The sequence below is a fragment of the Paenibacillus sepulcri genome (assembly GCF_042647105.1).
GTDB classification, from domain to species: domain Bacteria; phylum Bacillota; class Bacilli; order Paenibacillales; family Paenibacillaceae; genus Paenibacillus_Z; species Paenibacillus_Z sepulcri.
The window spans coordinates 3,636,940-3,655,495 of record NZ_JBHRUP010000001.1 but is presented as its reverse complement, the minus strand read 5'-3'; the positions used below and the strand labels follow the sequence as shown (position 1 = coordinate 3,655,495).

The following is an 18,556-nucleotide window of genomic DNA, read 5'->3' as shown; positions in this document are numbered from 1 at the left end:
TCCTCGTTTCCAGCTCTTCTTGATGAATGAGCTATAAAGGTGACAAGATCATTGTAGTCCCCATACCTTAAGACAAGCTGAACAATTATTTAAAGATACCTAAAAGATTCATTAACATCATACTTTATATTCATGCTATACGCATACAGTTGAAGTATGATTACAGTAGATGAAATGCAGCCTGCGATTATGCTGCTTTTTTATTTTGGCGATCCCGGCTAATCCTGTGATTCAAGACAGGCAGGCGGGCGTTATAACTTATCAGTATGAATCAAGAATGAGTCAAAAACCAATGATAAAGTGGGAGTGAACGATTTTGAAAATGAAGAAACTGCTCGTTTCCGTGCTGGGCTTATCCCTGCTGCTGCCTGCAATTACAAGTGCCGCGGCCGCTCCGGTTTCCCCGATCAAGGCATCGGTCAACACGCCGGCAGCCGAGCTCCGGGCGACCCTGGATTACCTGCTCTCCGAACATTTCACTCTGGCGGTCAATGCATTGACCAAAGGCTATAGCAAATCCAAGGACGCGGCAGAGGCTTATCAAGCGCTGGACCAGAACGTGACAGATATGAAGCCTGTGATTGCATCGATCTATGGGGCTGCCCGGGCGGCTGAATTTGTACGCATCTTCCGTGAACATAATACATACACCAATGACCTGATTAAATCCTCCCGAAATAATGACAAAGCGCTTCGCGGCAAGGTGGAAGGAGAAACAGCGAAGTTTGTTAAGGAATTTGCCGCTTTCCTGAACGCGGTCACTGCCGCCAAGCTCCCGAGAAAGACCGCGGAAGAGATGCTCCAGCTTCATGAGAATAAGGTTCAGAAAGCCTTTGATGAGTATGCGGCAGGAGATTACCAGGATGCTTACAAGGCATACCGTGAAGGCATTTATGAGGTGTTCAAGCTCAGCAAGGTCCTGTCCTCTGCGATCGCAGCTCAAATGCCGGATAAATATCAGCAGACTCGTGCAGACACAGAAGCAGCAGATCTGAGATCCCTGCTCAGCCGCTTGTTATCCGAGCATTTTGCGCTGTCTACTTTGCAAATGCAGGAGCAGTTCGATACAAGAGGCGCGTCCGATGCTTTACTTATTGCGGAAGCCGCCAATACCGAGGACTTGAACGTGGCCATGGCTTCCGTATATGGTGCCGCTGACGGCATTGCGTTTAAGAAAATTTGGGTCATTAATCATCTTAATGCTCAAAGCGATTATGTGAACGCTGTGAAAAACAACAATACTCCGAATTTAGAGAATATAAAGTCGCGAATCGATGACAGCACGACCGAATTGGCTGCCTTCCTGGATACCGCCACCAATAAGAATCTGCCATTGGCTGCGGGACAGGCGGCGCTGCGCAAGCATGAAGGCCAGGTACAGCAGGTGTTCGATCAATATGCGGCCGGCAATTATAAAGGTGCCGCCAAAACAAGCCGCGAAGGGTTCAAATTCATGTTTGGCATAGGCAAGTCGCTCAGCAGTGTGATTGTTCTCCAATTTAATGAAAAGTATGCTGAAAATATGCCTGTCACTCCTCCGGATCCAAACCCTGTGCCGTCGTCACCTGCCGCGACTACGATCTGGATGAAGGTAAACAGTAAACAACTGAAGCTGAATGGTATCGTCTCGCAGATGGATACGACTCCCTTCGTATGGAACGGCCTTACATTCATCCCGCTCCGTTTTCTAAGTGACGGGATCGGCGCCGAAGCGGTATTCGATGCCAAAACAGGCATGATTACGGTGAAAGCCGATAAGGATGTGCTGAAGTTCTGGGTCGGCAAGGATTATATGACCGTTAACGGCGTTAATAAATCAGTTGGCACGAAAGTCATCGTGAAGGATGGCCGTACAGCCATTCCGCTCCGCTTCATTGGCGAACTGCTCGGCTGGGATGTCCATTATCAAAAATCGGACCAATCGATCACGTTGACCAAACCGATGAGCTGAACAACCCCAATAACGCATGCTGGATAAGACCGCCGGTTCATGACGGTCTTCTCTCTTCGCGTCCGATTGTCCGACATCAGCTTTACCAAAGCTGAAACAAGGAGCGCAGAAGGCTGCGTTTTTTGCGGTGGGATTGAAGATCCGGCAGATGGATCTCCTTGTCCAACGGGCGAGATCTGGTCCATTTATTCTCCAATTGTTGAACAGATTCCATGAGCTGATTTACAATCCGGTTCAGATCCTCAAGCTCCTTGCGGTGCTGCAGTACCTGCATGGACACGACATCATCGGCTTTCTGCGAAAGCAGGTGCTCCACCTGCTGAATGCGGAGCAGCACCTCATCGCTATACCCGGCCGCGCTGTCCATAACGGATTCGGGTTCAACAGCTTCCTTACAGGCCGCACTTTCCAGTTCAAGCTGATCGAGACTTTCCCCCTGATCGATCCTCTCCTTCATATAACGCAACCGTGAGATATCCTGATCGGTAAAAATATAATGTCCAAACCGGTCTTTTATGAAATGGGCAGGGAACATGGAGACCCATCGTTTCACGGTCGTCTGGCTGACTCCGAGCGCTGCTGCTGCATCCTTCGTCTTTAAAACATCCATTACGATCACCCCGTTTTCGCTTAGTTATAGGGTATTCGTGTTGTGTACAGGTTCTCCCTGCATGGACGACAAAGGTAGTGTCCGTTCGATAAACAAAGTGCTTTTGCGAGCCAATCTGTGAAAGGGAGCGGATTATGGCTTGGGAATTTGCCCTTTGGCTTTGGCGATCACGTCGGATACTTTCTTCTCCAGATCGAGAATTTTTTTATTCTGCTCCCCGAGCTGGCGCGCTGTCGTGACCATGGAATTAAGCGAAGCCAGCACGCCGCTTGCCGATTTTTGTTTGATCGCCTGGTTCAGGTTTTTGCCAAATTCGGTGATCAGCTTCTTGGGGGTGGACATGGCGCTTTTCTCCGCTGAGATGCGCGCTCTCAGGGGATCCGCTTCATCGAGGGTGGCGCGGATTTTTTTTGCTGTCTGCGAGGTGCTGTCCTTGACGGCCTTCAACGCGGATTCCTTGATTTTGATATCGGCGCGGGCAAGCTGTACGGCGGATTGAACGATATCAGCCTGGGAGCGGAGGATGGAGCTGTATGTTTTGCTGTTCAAGGCGCGTGCCGCTGAGATTTGTTTGTTGAGGGCCGTATACATGGTGAAGAGCGGCTCATATTTATCCCGGGTCTGCTTCACCTGCGCCTCCAGCTGGCTTCGTTTAACGGCGTTGATAGCCGTGATCTGCTTGCGGACCAGCGCCTCCGCGTCGCTGTTGGCCTTGTGCAAAAGGGTAACCGCGCTCTCGGTCTTGCTTGTTTCCGCCTGCACCTTCAGCAGCTCATTATATTGGCTGGTTATTTTACCGCCTGATGTTTTGTCCGAGGCGGCAAGCTTATCCATAGCGGTCTTGGCGGTGGCGGACAATTTGAAGGCTGCTGCCATGACGGCATTGGGCACGGCTAATAGTAGCCCTGCGGTTAATAACAGAATCAGCATTTTCTTTAACATGATTAATACAATACCCCCTAAAATTTTATGGCCAAGGAGCCAGAATAGTCCCTCGGCAGGCATGCTTGCTTGCGCTTATGGCGGTGACAGCGCCCATAAGGACAACAAAAAAAGCACCAGCAAGAAAGGCTGAACGCCTTTTCTTACCGGTGCTTCCGCTGTAAGAGTTACACTTCATAAAAGTTGTAGTTCGACTATACGTTAAGTCAGCGGCGCGTGTCAAGCTCTTAATTGGAGCGAATTCCTCATGCCGCTGCCCTGCGTGAATACAAGTCGATGATTAGAATGAAGGAGGCATAGGAGCCATAAGCGGCTTGATTCTGCTCCTATCCGGTTCTTGGCGAGCCGTTTTTTCCTGAGTGCCAAGATGCAACAAAATTTGGAAAGAACACGTTTTTAACATGAATAATAAACACCCGATTTGCCATTATAAAGGGGGCGCAAGTATATGCGAATAGGAATGCTTATACTGCTTTCACTTGTCTTATTGATGTCCGGATGCGGGAATAACATGATTGACGTTGGAACAGCTCCCGACCCTGCTCCGCCGTCGAACGCCGACAGTGTGAAGGCAGATCAAAAACAGTCTGGCAGCCAGGCTTTGGAAGCGGAGCCTGAGGCACAATCCGGTCAAGCTCCCAAAGAGGAGGATTTCGAGGTGAAAGTGAAAATAATGGACGAAACGTTGAAAATCAACAAGAATATTGAGGTTGTTGCGGAATTGACAAATAAGTCCGGGCATAATATAAAGCTCCTGCACGCTTCGCCGCTGATTCAGGTCCAAATCTATGATGAACAGAACAAACCGCTTATTAATGCCTTGCTTACGAATGATATCGGCATAATGGGCACATTAAAGCCGGGAGCCGTTTACAACCCCGACAGCAGCGCGTTTAATGGCGGGAAGAGGTTGATCAAGATCGACACTCCCGGAAATTATAAACTGGTAGGAACAGCGTCTTTTTCGGTTGAGTTGAGCGGTGGAGAGCGAAAAGACTTCAAGCTGTCGTCAGAGCCCTTTGAATTCAATATTCAATGTACCCCGGGAAGCTGCTGAAAGAGGATTGAAAAGCGAAGCAGGAGCTAGCGGATCAAACTGACCACCAGCGACATAATTATCATGCACACAAGTATTCCAAAAAAACAGTAGCCGATCATTCGTATGGGAACCGGCAGGTTCTGCATCTTGACCTGTTTGGGCGACTCGCCTCCTTCAATTCTTTGGATGGGCAGCAGTTTCTCGTCCACATATCCTTCTTGATACAGGACCTCAGGGGCTGCCTGCGTTTCGTGGACCTGTTGATGTGACTTTTCCATGTGCCTGCTCCTCTCGGATTTTCGGAAAATTCAGCTTTGTTTTATTATACCTGATTGTTGCTGTTTCCAAATACAACAATAAAATTACTGATAGCACCTCTGCGGGAGGTGCTATTTTTTTATGAAAAGTTCCACCGTATACATTTTCAATCACACAATGAACATTTCGCCAAAACAGACATGTTAGAATAAAAACAGAAAGCGCTATCATGAACTGCAAATGCAAGGGAGGCACATCGTATGTCCAAGATAGAGCCCGAGACGGGGAGAGCCGCAATTGCGGCACCGGCAGCGCAACCGGCAGACGCCAAGCTTGCAGGGGGGCGGCTAAAAACCTCATTGTGGAAACGCATACAGCAGCATCGGACACTATACCTGCTGTTCATTCCCGTTTTCTCCTATTTCGTCGTATTCAAATACTGGCCGATACTGTTGGCCTGGGTGGTAGCGTTCAAGGATCTGCAGCTGGGCTCGGGCGTCTTCGCCAGTCCCTGGATCGGCCTGCAGAATTTCAAGGATATCTTCCTGTCGCAGGAAATTCCCGGCGTCATCCGCAACACGGTCGAAATTAGTGTATTGCGGCTGGTTATTGGCTTTCTCCCTCCGATTATACTGGCCATTATGTTCCACGACATGATGAGCAAGCGGCTGAAAAAATGGCTGCAGACTCTGATTTATATTCCGCATTTCTTCTCGTGGGTCATCGTGTTTGGCGTCGTATTCGGTTTCTTCTCGGTAGGATACGGCTTCATTAACAATATGCTGCAGGCCTTCGGCTTCGAGCGTCATGAGTTTCTGCTGGATTCCTCCTGGTTCCGGCCCATTCTGATCAGCTCCGCGCTGTGGAAGGAAATCGGCTGGAGCACCATCATCTATCTGGCTGCGCTGTCGACTGTCGATGCCCAGCTGTATGAAGCGGCGGTTATCGATGGAGCGGGTCCGCTCAAGCGCATGCGGCATATCACGCTGCCAAGCATTATGCCGGTCATGACCTTCGTGCTGTGCATCAATCTCGGGTTTCTGCTTAATGCCGGAGGGGAGCAAATCCTGCTGTTCTACAATGATGCCGTATTCGATACGGCGGATGTCATCGATACCTGGGTGTACCGGGAAGGCTTGGCGAGACTCCAGTTCAGTCTGGCTACCGCTGTCGGATTATTCCAATCGGTGATTGGGCTTGCGCTTGTTGTGATTTGCAATTATTTTGCCAAAAAGCTGTCCGGGCGCGGCATATGGTAGCCCTTAAACAAGCCGGGTTGCTGCTGATTCCGCCCGTCTGCCGCCGCAGATACACAAACTGCCCTGCAAGCTCTGCACCAATCCTGAGGAGGACGAAGCATGTATAAATCCAAGGCGGAGAGAACCTATCAGATCATCATCCATGTCATCGTCATTCTCATCGTGGCGTCGGCGGTATTTCCGCTCCTTTATGTGCTTGGCATGTCGCTCACCGGTCAGGTGGAAATGATGCGGCGCAACTACTTTGTAATCATTCCGCATGATCCGACATTCGCCGCTTATGAGCGTATTCTTTCGTCGCCGCTGATCTGGAAGTCCTTCGGGGTATCCATCTTCCGCAGCGTGGCAGGCACCGGTCTGATGCTTCTTCTGACGGTCGTCGGCGCTTATGTGTTGTCGGTCCGCACGCTGCCCGGCCGCACCATTATGCTGTTCCTCGTCGTTTCGACGATTCTCTTCAATGCCGGTCTGATCCCGACCTATCTGGTCGTCAAGCAGCTGGGGCTGATCGATTCCTTGTGGTCGCTTGTTCTGCTTTATCTGGTTGACAGCTTCGGCCTGCTGGTGATCAAGATCTTCATCGAGAACCTGCCGGATGGGCTGATCGAGGCCGGCAAGATTGACGGGGCTGGCGACCTGCAGATGCTTGTGCGCATCGTCATTCCGCTTGCTGCTCCGGCGCTGGCCGCCATCGGCCTGTTCAATATCGTCTTCCACTGGAACAGCTGGTTTGACGCGATGGTCTATTTGAATGACGCAAGCCTGTTCCCGATGCAGCTTATTCTCAAAAATATGCTGACAGCCGCTTCAGGCGATGCGATGCAGTCGCTGATCATCAACGGAAGCGCCGTAACGCCGGAATCGATGAAAATGGCTACGGTTATCGTGGGAACGCTGCCCATCCTGATGGTGTATCCGTTTCTGCAGAAGTATTTTGTGAAAGGTGTTTACATGGGGGCCGTTAAAGGCTGATTCGCGAAGGCGCCCATTCATATAATTAGTTGCTGGTGAAGCACCGCGGGCTTCTTGGCATAGATGACAACCACTATTTTACGAATGAAAAGGGGATATGGCATGTTCAGAAAAACAACCGCCATCACGATCTCGCTGCTGCTTGTTCTGACGCTGCTGCTGGCAGCATGCAGCAGCAATTCGAATAACGGTTCGACATCTACTGGCACGACCAATGGATCCACTGGAAACGGCGATAAACCGGCAAATGAAACAGGCAATGAGGGCGCGGCAGGCAGCGCTTCTGAAGAAGGTATAGTCAAGCCGGAGGATCTCAAGTATCCCGAAGCATTCCCGGATGTCCCCGCTCCGGTCGATTACGACAAGAGCTATGCGTATGACGATATGAGCAAATCCTATGCGATCGATATTATGCTTCAGGGCTTTATTAATCAGCCGGCTACCAAGGATATGATCAAGGAGTTCTATGAGAAAACCTTCAATGTGAAGATTAATTTCACGAATCTGGCGCAGGAGGATCTGGTCAACAAGACCAATGTCCGCTTCGCGTCGGGCGATGCGCCGGACGTGGTGCTGCTGGGCGACAGGCCGATCGCCCAGGCGCTGTTCAAACAGGATCAGCTGCTTGACGCCACGCAGATGCTTCCCTACATGCCGCAAATGATGAACTATGTGACGGAGGAATACAGGAAATGGGCAACCGACGACGGCAAAATGATCGGGATCCCGCGTCTGCCGACATTCCCGGATGTGTGGGGCAACTTTATCCGCCAGGATTGGCTCGCCAAGCTGGGCATGCAAATGCCGAAGACGGCGGATGAGCTGTTCGCTTACGCCAAGGCGGTCACCGAGCAGGATCCCGACGGCAACGGCAAGGCGGACACCTGGTTCATGGGCGCTGCCGGCGCGGGACAGGGCTGGGGCATGATGGCCGGTCTCATCGACATGTTCGGTCACCGCAGCTGGAATGTGAAGGATGGCAAAATCAATCATCCGATGCTTGACGGAACAACGAAGGCATTCCTGGAATATGCCAAGAAGCTCAATGACAATAAGCTGCTGGCGCCGGATTGGTATACGATTCAATGGGAGCAGTTCAAGTCGTATACCCTCCAGAACAAAATCGGCATGGTCAATTATCCAGGCTGGAACCTGCTGCAGGAGCAGTACTCCGCTTCGCAGAACAATGCGGATACGATGAAGAACTGGGCGCCGATTCCGCCGCTCACCTCAGACATGAATGCTGAAGGCAAGCTCGGACCGGGCGGTACGCCAGGGGGCATTATCATCGTCTCGAAGAAGGTTGGCGACGACCCAGGCAAAATGAAACGGATCGCGCATTTCCTGGATGCGGTGCAGTATCCGAACAAATATTATTGGGTCGGCAACCAGGGAGGCGGACCGGAAATTTGGCCGGATTACACCAAGGTGACCAAGAATGACGACGGCACTTATTTCTATGACTCCGATATGGTGAAGCTGCAGAACGAGATGAAGCCTGAGCTCAAGGGCATGATGGATTGGCAGTCGGTCGGTTATACGCTCATCTGGGAGCGTCACAAGTATTCCGCCGAATTCCCGTATAACGAACCGGGCGACAAATACCAGGATGAAGTCCGGGCATATCCGCGTGTGACCAATTACGATATGCTGCTCAATTTGGATGGGCCAACCACGAACCGGCTGCAGGATTTTGTGCAGAAAAATGAGATTTCCTTCGTGCTGGGCAAACGGAGCTTTGATGATTGGGATCAATATGTGGAGGAATGGAAGAAGGCAGGCGGCCAGATGCTGATTGATCAGGCTGCCGGGCAGCTGGGGGTAGAGAAGCCGTAGTCTGAAGTCTTATCGGACCAGGCACAACCAGTGCATACTTTAAAGGTCCGGTAAAAAAATCCGGCTGCGCATGCATTTCCCCCTGCTCCGCCAGTTAATCACCGGACTTTCAGAGGATTGGCGTTTAACCGGTTCCTCCTGCACAGCTGACTTTATCATCGGACTTCTATGGATACCTGCCAACGCCTTGACCACCGGGCGGCGGCAGGTATACTTTGATTGTACGGCGGTGTCAGTCTGAAGGAAAGAAGGTGCAGGCCATGCGGCGAAGCGGACGAATCGGGGCGCGGACCAAGCTGCTCATCTGGCTGATTATGCCGAGTCTCATTCTGGAGGCGGCAGTCATCCTGCTCGCGCAGTCCAATACAACGTCCTTTCTGCGTCAGACGCAGGACAGCGCTCTGAACGGTATGGTCGTGCAGTCGGTAAGGTTAATGGAGAGCCAGATGAATGATCTGGTGCTCAATGTGCTTGGCATTGAGAATGACATCCTGTATGGGGAGAAGGGGCCGGCGGACTGGATCCGGTCCATGGAGGCTGCCGCACAGACTAGGCCGGAGCTGGTCCGGGGCGTTGTCTATCTTCGCCATGACGGATTGATTGCCGGTTATCCGGAGTATTTCTGGGATAGCTTCGGGCAGAAGGAAATAGGCGTTATCCGGGGACAAAGCACGGATTCCAGGAATGGCGTCGTCTGGTCGGAGCCGTTTACATCAACCATGGGTTCAACGGGGCCGAACAGCCTCGTCAGCATCGTAACCAAGCAGGTTATTGATGAGGACGGCAAGCAGGAAGGGGTATTGGCTTTTGTCACCGACGTGACCAGCATCGTGCAGCGGAGCGCCGCTTTTGCCGGCAGCTATGACACGCGCACGCTGCTTTATGACCGCAATGACAGGCTGATTTATTCCATCACGATTGTAGCGCGCAACAGCTATGAAACGCTGGAATACGCAGAACGAAATACGCAAACGCTTTCAGCAGCCAAGGCGAACTTTGAGCGAAACGGGGAATATTACGTCATCTCCGACATGAATCAGGCTCCGTTCTGGAAGGTTGTCATCGTCGGCGACGTGAAGACGCTCGAAAATAAATACAGGCCGATCGTTCAATTCGCGATCATGATTCTGCTGCTTGGCTCGGCAGGACTTATTTTTCTATATATCGGCGTCTCCTGGTGGTTTACGAAGCCCATTACATCGCTCACGAAGGGCATCCGGCATATTGCCACAGGCCATCTGGATCATCAATTCGAGGTTGCGCGGCAGGATGAATTCGGGGAAATGGCGCGGGAATTCAACCGGATGATGCGCACCATTCAAGAGCTGATCGTGACGCTGAAGCAGACGGAGGAGCAGAAGAGGCAGGCAGATTTTCAAATGCTGCTCTCGCAGATCAACCCTCATTTTCTGTACAACACGCTTAATACGATCGATATTATGGTTGATTTCAAAAGCAGGGACGATATCCACCGCGTCATGGCGGTCCTGATCCGCCTGCTCAAATACGGACTGGACCGCACCCATGTTCTGCGGCGGCTGGACGAGGAGCTGACCTATGTGAAGGATTACCTGTACATCCAGTCCGTCCGTTACGAGGACCGCTTCGAATTCTCGGTGGAAGATCCGTCCCGGGAGCTTGCCGCTGTACCGGTATTGAAGCTGGTGCTGCAGCCGATTGTGGAAAATGCGGTTTTTCACGGTTTGCGCCCTCTCATGGACAGAAAGGGAAAGCTGTCGGTCACGGTCAGACAATCAGGCAAGGATCTGGAAATCATCGTCGCGGATAATGGTGTAGGGATGAGCAAGGAGAAGATCGACGGTCTGCTGAGAAAAGGAGTCGGGGCAGACGGCGCTTCTCAAAACAGCAGCAATCATATCGGGTTCCGCAATGTGCATGAACGGGTGCAGCTGTACTATGGCCACGGTTACGGATTATGGATCGAGAGCGATTCAGCAGCAGGCACGATCGTGACTGTCAGACTGAGGATGATTGAAACGGAGGATGGACCAGGTGGACCAAACCGTCAAATTACTGCTGGTTGATGATGAACCGCTTGCGCTCCGCCGGATTCGCGGATTTGAACTGGCCTCGCGCGGCTTCGAAATTGTGGGTGAAGCGGAGAACGGGCTTCAGGCGCTCCAATGTGTGAAACGGCTGAAGCCGGATATTGTCGTTACGGATATCGGCATGCCTGTTATGGACGGACTGGAGCTGCTCCGGCAGCTTCAGCAGCAGCCCTCGCCGCCGAAGGTGGTGCTGCTGACCTGTTATGAGGATTTTGACAAGGTACAGCTGGCGCTGAGGTTTGGGGCGGGGGATTATTTGACGAAGGTGATGCTCAGCGAGGAAGAGTTTGTGGGTACCCTTCAGCGGACAGCTGCTTCGCTTCGCAAAGAGCATGTGGAGACCGAGCTTGTTGTGCGCATCCAGCTGCAGGAGCTGTTGTTGTTCCCTTCGGAGCAAATGCTGCTGAGCTTGAAGCAGGCGGGCTTTGTCCATCCCGTTTATGCGGTTGCCGTTATCCGGACGGCGCTGCCGCTACAGGAGGCGTGGTCAGAGGAGCTGTTCGGGCATGAGGAGGGGGATCAAGAGAGGAGGTACCTTCCGGTCCGGATGACACCGGACACTTGGTGCTTGTATTTTTATTCCACGCAGCGTGAAAATGATGCTTCCTTCTACGGATGGTACAGCAGGCAGTGCAGCCGGATCGAAGAAAAGCTTCACAGCAGCCCGGGTTTCGGCGATTATGTGGTCGCTGCCGGGGCGGTTTATCACAGGCCATGTGAATTGCCCCGCGCGTATCAGCAGGGGCTGGCGCTATGCGACAGGGGCTTCTATGCTCCTTCAAGAGAAATTGTCCGGGAAGAGGAGGCTGTTGGTTTCACATGTTTTCCGCAGGAGCGCTTCCGTGTGCTGCTGGCGGAAATGGGCAATGCCGCCCGCCAGGTTGACGGCCCTCAGGCCGGAATTTTGCTAAGAGAGTGGGGGGACCAGATCGGTACCACGTTCCGGCCTGCGCCAGGCCAGGTCAGACAGATGGCACAGGCCATTCATGCGCAGCTGGAAGCCTTCGGGTGGGAGCAGCTTGGGGAGACGGGCAGCGAAGCGCTGCCGGAGAGATTCAAGCAGGCGGCCGAGACGGCGCTGCATGCTTCCGCTTTAATTGGTGCAGCAAGACAAATCGCCGACAGGCTGCTTCAGTGCCGCCCCTCTGCTTCATCTCCCGGACATATGCGCACGGAGATCCGTAAGGCCATTTCCTTGATAGCAAGCGATTATGCCCGGATCGAACTGGCGGAGACCGCGAGGCGCGTAAGTCTGAGCCCCAGCTGGTTCGCCGCGCTCTTCCGCACGGAAACCGGGCAAAGCTTCCATGACTATGTCCAGGAGGTCCGTCTGAATCAGGCGAGAGGGCTGTTGAGAACGACGGATTTGAAGGTGTATGAGGTTGCTGAACGCGTTGGTATTCCGAATTCACGATACTTCTCCAGATTGTTCTCGGAGCATGTCGGTTTAACGCCGCTCGATTACCGCAAGAATGACCGGACAGTCCGTCAGGAGGGAAGGTGAATTTAGGAAGTCAGCCCGCCAGAATATGGTATAGTTATTGGCGGATATGCAATTTTAAAAAGGTGGGGTAAAAGTGAATTTGTTCCTGCGGCTTATACGCTTTTGTCAAAAGAAGCTCTGCTGTCGCATATCAAAGATCATTATAAGTTTCAGGAGCCTGTTTCTTTGCAGTATTTTCTAAGAGGAATGAACGATACTTATATCGTGGAAGCGATACATGCCAAATATATGTTCAGGGTTTACCGTGCCGACAGAAGAAATAGGCAATAAAGCATATTAAAGTAGGGCTGGACTGGGGAATATGTCATGGGACTTGCATGGCAATACCAATACGGCTTTTACGGACGATGGGAAATTGACGCATAAACGGCTACAGAGACATCAGGTCAATCAGCGGGAATGACGTGAAAGCCGTCCCGATATTTGTTGCGCTTCGACAGCTCTGGCTCTTTGGCTTATGCTTCAGTGAATCGGAATTTATAGGAGCAGCCGACTTTGATAATGGATTCATTAACAGCAAAATGGAATATTTCAGGAAGCTGGATCTTTCTTAAGGGTGGCGTCACAGCTGCGGATCTACGCTGACATCCTTGACATAAGTATGGATATCCAATAAAATTTACTCATTGGTACAAAAATAAAATCAGTGAGGGGGAGCTTGCAATGGCCAAGGGACGTCCCCGCGCGTTTAATATGCAGGAAGCGCTGGAACAAGCTATGCATTTGTTCTGGGAGAAGGGCTACGAGGGCACGACGTTATCTGATCTGACGTCAGCTATGGGGATCAACCGACCCAGTTTGTACGCCGCTTTTGGCAACAAAGAGGAACTGTTTTATAAAGTTGTTGATCTTTATGTGGATGAAACATCGGGTGTCTTTCTGGTGGCGCTTCGTGAAGCGAAAGGGCGCGATGCCATAGAGAAAGCATTGTACGGTGCGATTGTGACGTTTACGGAGGACAGCCACCCGCCAGGTTGTTTGACTGTTCACGGTGCGCTTTCCTGCGGAGAGGAAGCGGAGCCGATCCGTAAGGAACTGATTCAGCGCCGTGCGGCAACCGAGGCTGTGATCCGGCTGCGCATTGAGCGTGCTAAGGATGAAGGCGAGTTGCCGGACGGCACCGATACTGTAGATCTGGGCCATTACTTTTCAACGGTACTCTTTGGCTTGGCTGTAGAAGCTGCCAGCGGGGCTTCCCGCGAAAAGCTGAACCGGGTTGTAGGACATGCGATGAAAGCGTGGCCGGCATCGGAATAGGACACTTACCGGATTGTAATAATTTCCAGACAGGAGCCGCTATCGGAGAAAAGAAAACGCAGTCCTCTCTGCGCAAGAGAAGCTGCGTTTTCATTTTTTTATCCGGGGTAAGGTTTCCGGGATTAGATCAAGTCCCGATCATCACAGCATATCGGTATCGATAATGCGCCAGTGGTATTTCAGGGTGCATTCCAGCTGCTCCTTATCCTTGAGGCGGAGCAGCTCGACGATTCTGCGGTGCTCGGAGTTTACCTCATTCATTACCGCAGCAAGCTTCTTCTTGTCTTCGCTGGAGTATGATTGCCGGACGAAGCCGTTCTTCAGGGATACCAGCATATCGATCAATATTGGATTGTCGGATTTATGGGTGTAGATTTCATGAAATTGGTATTGGTCCGCATGGTAATCGGTGAAATCAAGCCGGTTGATGTCATGATCCATTTTATTCACGAGCTTCTCCATCTCAATAAGATCGGATTCCTGCAGATGATCTACGGCAAGTGTGGCGGCAAGTGCATCCAGGGTGCCGATAATGCGCGAGAAATCCAGCTTTTTTTTGGAATCAAAGGCTTTTACCGTAAAGCCCCTGCGGGGCAGATACTCCAGCAGATTATCGGAAGTCAGCTGAAATAAAGCTTCCCGTGTCGGAGTACGGCTGATATCCAGCTTCTTGCAGATCTCCGCTTCATTGATTTTTTGGTTGGGGAGCAGCGTGCCGTCCTGTATTTTTTGGGCAATGTAATTGTACACATGATCTTTGAGTGATTGATATTTTGGCGCTTGCATGCCAGTCTCCTTTTCGACCGAGATAAGTCTCTCCACAAGATTTCATCCAACAGTCTAGGTTATTATGGATATCATTTAGCAGAGATTTTCTATGGAAAACGCACATGGATCTGCAAGAACCAATTATGCTGTCAAGAAGCAATATACCCAATTCCCGCCAAGGGAGCATTTAATCGAATTATAGGTAATTGGGTCGAAAGATGGAAGGGATGAAACAATATTTACCTATATCTTATCATTGCTTTCCTAGTTGTTCAAGCAACCTTGCCCCCGCAATATGTAAGGTATCATAACATTGTAAGCGTTGTAAATCCTGCTAATGGGAGGGGCGAAAAATTATCTTGTGGACATAAAAGACTGGTGTTATAATAGTTTACGTAAACAACGTATATTGTGCAATGTATATTGTATACAAATTTAAATGTTGAGCCTGACGGGGGACATATCGAGCAGAGCCAAACAAAGATTGGGAGAGATGAGAGAATGAAGAAGATGCTGTTATTGCTGGTTACGGTCATGGTAGTTCTAACCGCTTGCGGACAGAACGGAAATGGAACCGGGAACGGAAATACTTCCGGAAATGCTTCCGGAGAGACCAATGCCAGCGGTGGTAATGCCGCTCCTGCCCCAACAGAAGAGAAAACGAAGATTGTACTCGGAACAAGCGCCGACTATGCCCCATATGAATTTCATAAAACGATTGACGGCAAAGATACCATTGTCGGATTCGATATCTCCATTGCCAACGAAATTGCCAAGGATATGAATGCGGAGCTGGAGATCTCGGATATGGATTTTGACGGTTTGCTGCTGGCTCTGGACACAGGCAAGGTGGACATGGTTATCTCAGGTATGACGCCAACGGAAGAGCGTAAGAAGAATGTGGACTTCTCTGATCTTTACTATTTGGCCGAGCAAGGCATTCTGGTGAAAAAGGATCAGGCCGAGCAATATAAAACGCTCGATAACTTGAAAAACAAAAAAATCGGCGTTCAAAAAGGTTCTATTCAAGAAGGGATCGCCCAAGAGATTGAGGGAGCAAAGCTTACATCATTGGCCAAAATTCCGGAAATTATTCTTGAATTGACGAGCGGACGCGTAGACGCGGTTATCCTTGAGAAGCCCGTTGCGGACCAATATGTTCTGACACAATCCGACATAATCGTCTCTGACGTGAAGATTGAACAGTCTGCGGAAGAAGCCGGAGCGGCAATCGCGGTTAAGAAAGGCAACCAGGAGCTTGTTGACAGCATTAACGCCACGATTAAACGTTTGAAGGATGGCGGCGATATTGATCGTTTCGTCGTTGAAGCGAATGAGCTTGTCGGGGAATAACGAACGGACGGAGTCGAAGTTAAATGGATTTTGACTTTTCATTTCTGGCGGACCACTGGCGGACTTATCTGCATGGCGCCTGGTATACCCTCCAGCTGTCGTTCTTCGGCGTTCTCCTCGGAACCTTGCTTGGCGTGGGCTTTGCTCTGATGCGCATTTCGCGCATTTGGTCGCTGAAGTTCGCGGCATCGGCTTACATTGAAATCATCCGGGGAACGCCGATGCTGGTGCAGGTATTTATCATCTATTATGGTCTGACGGAATTCGGTATAAACCTGTCTCCCTTTATTGCCGGTATTGTTACTTTGACCATCAACAGTGCCGCCTATATGGCGGAGGTTTTCCGGGCGGGTATTGAGGCGATTGACAAAGGACAGACAGAGGCGGCACGGTCGCTTGGAATGACGCGGAGCATGACGATGCGTCTGATCGTGCTCCCCCAGGCTTTTCGCAATATGCTGCCGGCGATCGGCAATGAATTTATTGTCATCATTAAGGATTCCTCGTTGATTTCTTCAGTCGGCATTGCAGAGCTGATGTACAGCGCAAGAACGGTTCAAGGTGTTATATTCCAGCCGATGGAGCCGCTTCTTGTAGCTGCTGCAATCTACTTTGTCATGACATTCACGTTGTCCAAGCTGCTGGGCGCGTTGGAAAGAAGGCTGAGAAACCAATGATCAAGGTACAGGGATTACGCAAATCGTTTGGAAAGAATGAAGTCCTCAAGGGCATCGATACAGAGATTCACAAGGGCGAGGTCGTCGTTGTCATCGGTCCGAGCGGTTCGGGAAAAAGCACGTTTTTGCGCTGCCTGAACCGGTTGGAGGAGCCGACCTCCGGAGAAATTCTGTTTGAGGACCGGATGGTTACCGGAAAGCAGACGGATTTGAATGCGATCCGCCAGAAGATGGGGATGGTATTCCAGCATTTCAATCTGTTTCCGCATATGAGCGTAATGGACAATTTGACGCTTGCGCCGCGGAAGCTTAAGAAGATGTCACCAAAGGAAGCCGAAGGCATTGCGGTTGAGCTGCTGCGCCGGGTGGGGCTGGAGGACAAGCGCGGCGCGTATCCGGATAGTCTGTCAGGCGGACAGAAGCAGCGGATTGCCATCGCCCGTGCGCTTGCGATGCAGCCGGATGTTATGCTGTTCGATGAGCCGACCTCGGCCCTCGACCCGGAGATGGTCGGAGAAGTGCTGGATGTTATGAAGCAGATGGCGCAGGGCGGCATGACGATGACAATCGTTACCCATGAAATGGGCTTTGCCCGGGAAGTGGGGGACCGGCTGTTGTTTATGGATGGCGGGAAAATCGTGGAAGAGGGCGTTCCGAAGGAAGTGCTTCTACATCCGCAGCACCCGCGGACCAAGGAATTTTTGTCCAAGGTGCTTTGATTTTGACATAGCTGAAGAATTGCCATAATCCTGGAGAGTGATGCCGCAATCCGGGATTTTTTGAAAGAATATATGAATATAGTATTTTGTATACATAATACAAGGGGGCTAACAATCAGATGGAGACCAAGGGATCACAGGCCGTAATGGAGCTGTCGGATCGCTACGGGGCACATAATTATCATCCGCTGCCCATTGTTATTTCACATGCGCGCGGGGTATGGGTGGAGGACCCTGAAGGAAACCGTTATATGGATATGCTGAGCGCTTATTCGGCGCTGAATCAAGGTCATCGCCACCCCAAAATCATAGCGGCACTGAAGGAGCAGGCAGATAAAGTAACACTGACCTCCCGGGCTTTTCACAGCAGCACGCCGGGCTTGTTCTACGAGAAGCTTGCCCATTATACCGGGAAACCGAAAATTCTAGCGATGAATACGGGTGCGGAAGCCGTGGAAACGGCGGTCAAAGCTGTAAGGCGCTGGGCTTACCGGCATAAGGGCGTGCCGCAGGATCAGGCGGAAATCATCGTGTGCGCGGGTAATTTTCACGGCCGCACCATTACAGTCACTTCTTTCTCGTCCTCGGAGGAGTACAAGAAGGATTTTGGACCGTTCACGCCAGGCTTCAAGCTTGTTCCTTATGGGGATATCGATGCGCTTAAACAAGCGATAACGCCGAATACGGCTGCATTTCTGGTTGAGCCTATTCAGGGAGAGGCGGGAATTGTAATTCCTCCTGCCGGATATTTGTCGCAAGCCAGCCAACTGTGCCGCGAGCATGGGGTTCTGTTTGTCGCCGACGAGATCCAGACGGGGTTCGGACGAACAGGCCGGCGCTTCGCCTGCGATTGGGAATCGGTCGTACCGGACATGTACATCATGGGCAAGGCGCTGGGGGGAGGCGTAATGCCGATTTCCGCCGTTGCCGCAAGCAATGAGATATTGGACGTATTCGAACCGGGTTCGCATGGCTCGACTTTCGGCGGCAATCCGCTTGCTTGCGCAGTGGCCATTGCGGCTCTTGAGGTTCTGGAAGAGGAACAGCTCGTTGAACGCTCGGCGTCCCTGGGCAGCTATTTTGCCGAAAGGCTTGCTGCGATCAATAGCCCGCATATCCGTGAAATCCGTGGAAGGGGATTGTTTATCGGAGTCGAGCTGGACACGGCCGCCCGGCCGTTCTGCGAGGAGCTGATGCGGCATGGACTGCTCTGTAAGGAGACCCATGAGACGACCATCCGTTTTGCCCCTCCCCTGACCATTGAGAAAGAGGAGATTGACTGGGCCCTGGAACATATCGAACTTGTATTGACATAAATCATAAACTTGAAGCACAACATGCT

16 protein-coding genes are annotated in these 18,556 nt (G+C 51.3%); 12 read left to right on the top strand and 4 right to left on the bottom strand.

From position 1 onward, the window contains the following. The first annotated feature begins 322 nt into the window (after positions 1-322). A complete protein-coding gene (locus ACFOLF_RS16110) occupies positions 323-1,951 on the top strand; it encodes a copper amine oxidase N-terminal domain-containing protein (protein WP_379113783.1) in 1,629 nt (542 codons plus the stop codon). 82 nt (positions 1,952-2,033) lie between these two features. Here ACFOLF_RS16110 and ACFOLF_RS16105 read toward each other — a convergent pair whose 3' ends face one another. Next, positions 2,034-2,561, bottom strand: a complete 528-nt coding sequence (locus ACFOLF_RS16105; RefSeq protein ID WP_210044992.1) for a MerR family transcriptional regulator — start codon at positions 2,559-2,561, stop codon at positions 2,034-2,036. Positions 2,562-2,693: 132 nt separating this feature from the next. Beyond that, entirely contained in the window at positions 2,694-3,503 is an 810-nt protein-coding gene (locus tag ACFOLF_RS16100; RefSeq protein ID WP_210044991.1) for a hypothetical protein, read from the bottom strand. 448 nt (positions 3,504-3,951) lie between these two features. Between ACFOLF_RS16100 and ACFOLF_RS16095 the strand changes: the two genes are divergently transcribed. Beyond that, on the top strand, positions 3,952-4,560 hold the full coding sequence (locus ACFOLF_RS16095; RefSeq protein WP_210044990.1) for a hypothetical protein: 609 nt from the start codon (positions 3,952-3,954) through the stop codon (positions 4,558-4,560). Between the two features lie 26 nt (positions 4,561-4,586). On the opposite strand, the gene ACFOLF_RS16090 is transcribed toward ACFOLF_RS16095, so the two are convergent. After that, positions 4,587-4,820, bottom strand: a complete 234-nt coding sequence (locus ACFOLF_RS16090; RefSeq protein ID WP_210044989.1) for a hypothetical protein — start codon at positions 4,818-4,820, stop codon at positions 4,587-4,589. Positions 4,821-5,060: 240 nt separating this feature from the next. Here ACFOLF_RS16090 and ACFOLF_RS16085 point away from each other — a divergent pair, with 240 nt between their 5' ends. The 6 genes from ACFOLF_RS16085 to ACFOLF_RS16060 all read left to right on the top strand — a co-directional run bounded on the left by ACFOLF_RS16085 (position 5,061) and on the right by ACFOLF_RS16060 (position 13,697). Then, positions 5,061-6,059: an ABC transporter permease gene (locus ACFOLF_RS16085; protein ID WP_210044988.1), complete on the top strand. Its 999-nt coding sequence runs from the start codon at positions 5,061-5,063 to the stop codon at positions 6,057-6,059. Between the two features lie 99 nt (positions 6,060-6,158). Next, a complete protein-coding gene (locus tag ACFOLF_RS16080; RefSeq protein ID WP_210044987.1) occupies positions 6,159-7,031 on the top strand; it encodes a carbohydrate ABC transporter permease in 873 nt (290 codons plus the stop codon). 102 nt (positions 7,032-7,133) lie between these two features. Beyond that, positions 7,134-8,867 carry an extracellular solute-binding protein gene (locus ACFOLF_RS16075; RefSeq protein ID WP_210044986.1) on the top strand — a complete coding sequence of 578 codons (1,734 nt, stop codon included), beginning with the start codon at positions 7,134-7,136 and terminating at the stop codon, positions 8,865-8,867. A gap of 260 nt (positions 8,868-9,127) precedes the next feature. Continuing rightward, on the top strand, positions 9,128-10,912 hold the full coding sequence (locus ACFOLF_RS16070; protein WP_210044985.1) for a sensor histidine kinase: 1,785 nt from the start codon (positions 9,128-9,130) through the stop codon (positions 10,910-10,912). Continuing rightward, on the top strand, positions 10,881-12,440 hold the full coding sequence (locus ACFOLF_RS16065; RefSeq protein WP_210044984.1) for a response regulator: 1,560 nt from the start codon (positions 10,881-10,883) through the stop codon (positions 12,438-12,440). Before ACFOLF_RS16070 ends, ACFOLF_RS16065 begins: the two co-directional genes overlap by 32 nt. 663 nt (positions 12,441-13,103) lie before the next feature. Continuing rightward, complete coding sequence (locus tag ACFOLF_RS16060) at positions 13,104-13,697, top strand: TetR/AcrR family transcriptional regulator (RefSeq protein ID WP_210044983.1); 594 nt, start codon at positions 13,104-13,106, stop codon at positions 13,695-13,697. 141 nt (positions 13,698-13,838) lie between these two features. Here the strand turns inward: ACFOLF_RS16060 and ACFOLF_RS16055 are convergent, their stop codons facing one another. Further along, entirely contained in the window at positions 13,839-14,483 is a 645-nt protein-coding gene (locus tag ACFOLF_RS16055; protein ID WP_210044982.1) for a GntR family transcriptional regulator, read from the bottom strand. A gap of 483 nt (positions 14,484-14,966) precedes the next feature. Between ACFOLF_RS16055 and ACFOLF_RS16050 the strand changes: the two genes are divergently transcribed. From ACFOLF_RS16050 to ACFOLF_RS16035, 4 genes are all read left to right on the top strand, one after another. Next, complete coding sequence (locus tag ACFOLF_RS16050) at positions 14,967-15,818, top strand: transporter substrate-binding domain-containing protein (RefSeq protein WP_210044981.1); 852 nt, start codon at positions 14,967-14,969, stop codon at positions 15,816-15,818. A 23-nt stretch (positions 15,819-15,841) separates the two neighbouring features. Then, positions 15,842-16,495, top strand: a complete 654-nt coding sequence (locus tag ACFOLF_RS16045; protein ID WP_210044980.1) for an amino acid ABC transporter permease — start codon at positions 15,842-15,844, stop codon at positions 16,493-16,495. After that, positions 16,492-17,214 (top strand): amino acid ABC transporter ATP-binding protein, encoded by a 723-nt coding sequence (locus tag ACFOLF_RS16040; RefSeq protein WP_210044979.1) that lies wholly within the window; start codon positions 16,492-16,494, stop codon positions 17,212-17,214. Before ACFOLF_RS16045 ends, ACFOLF_RS16040 begins: the two co-directional genes overlap by 4 nt. A gap of 119 nt (positions 17,215-17,333) precedes the next feature. Then, entirely contained in the window at positions 17,334-18,530 is a 1,197-nt protein-coding gene (locus tag ACFOLF_RS16035) for an ornithine--oxo-acid transaminase (protein WP_210044978.1), read from the top strand. Positions 18,531-18,556 lie beyond the last annotated feature (26 nt).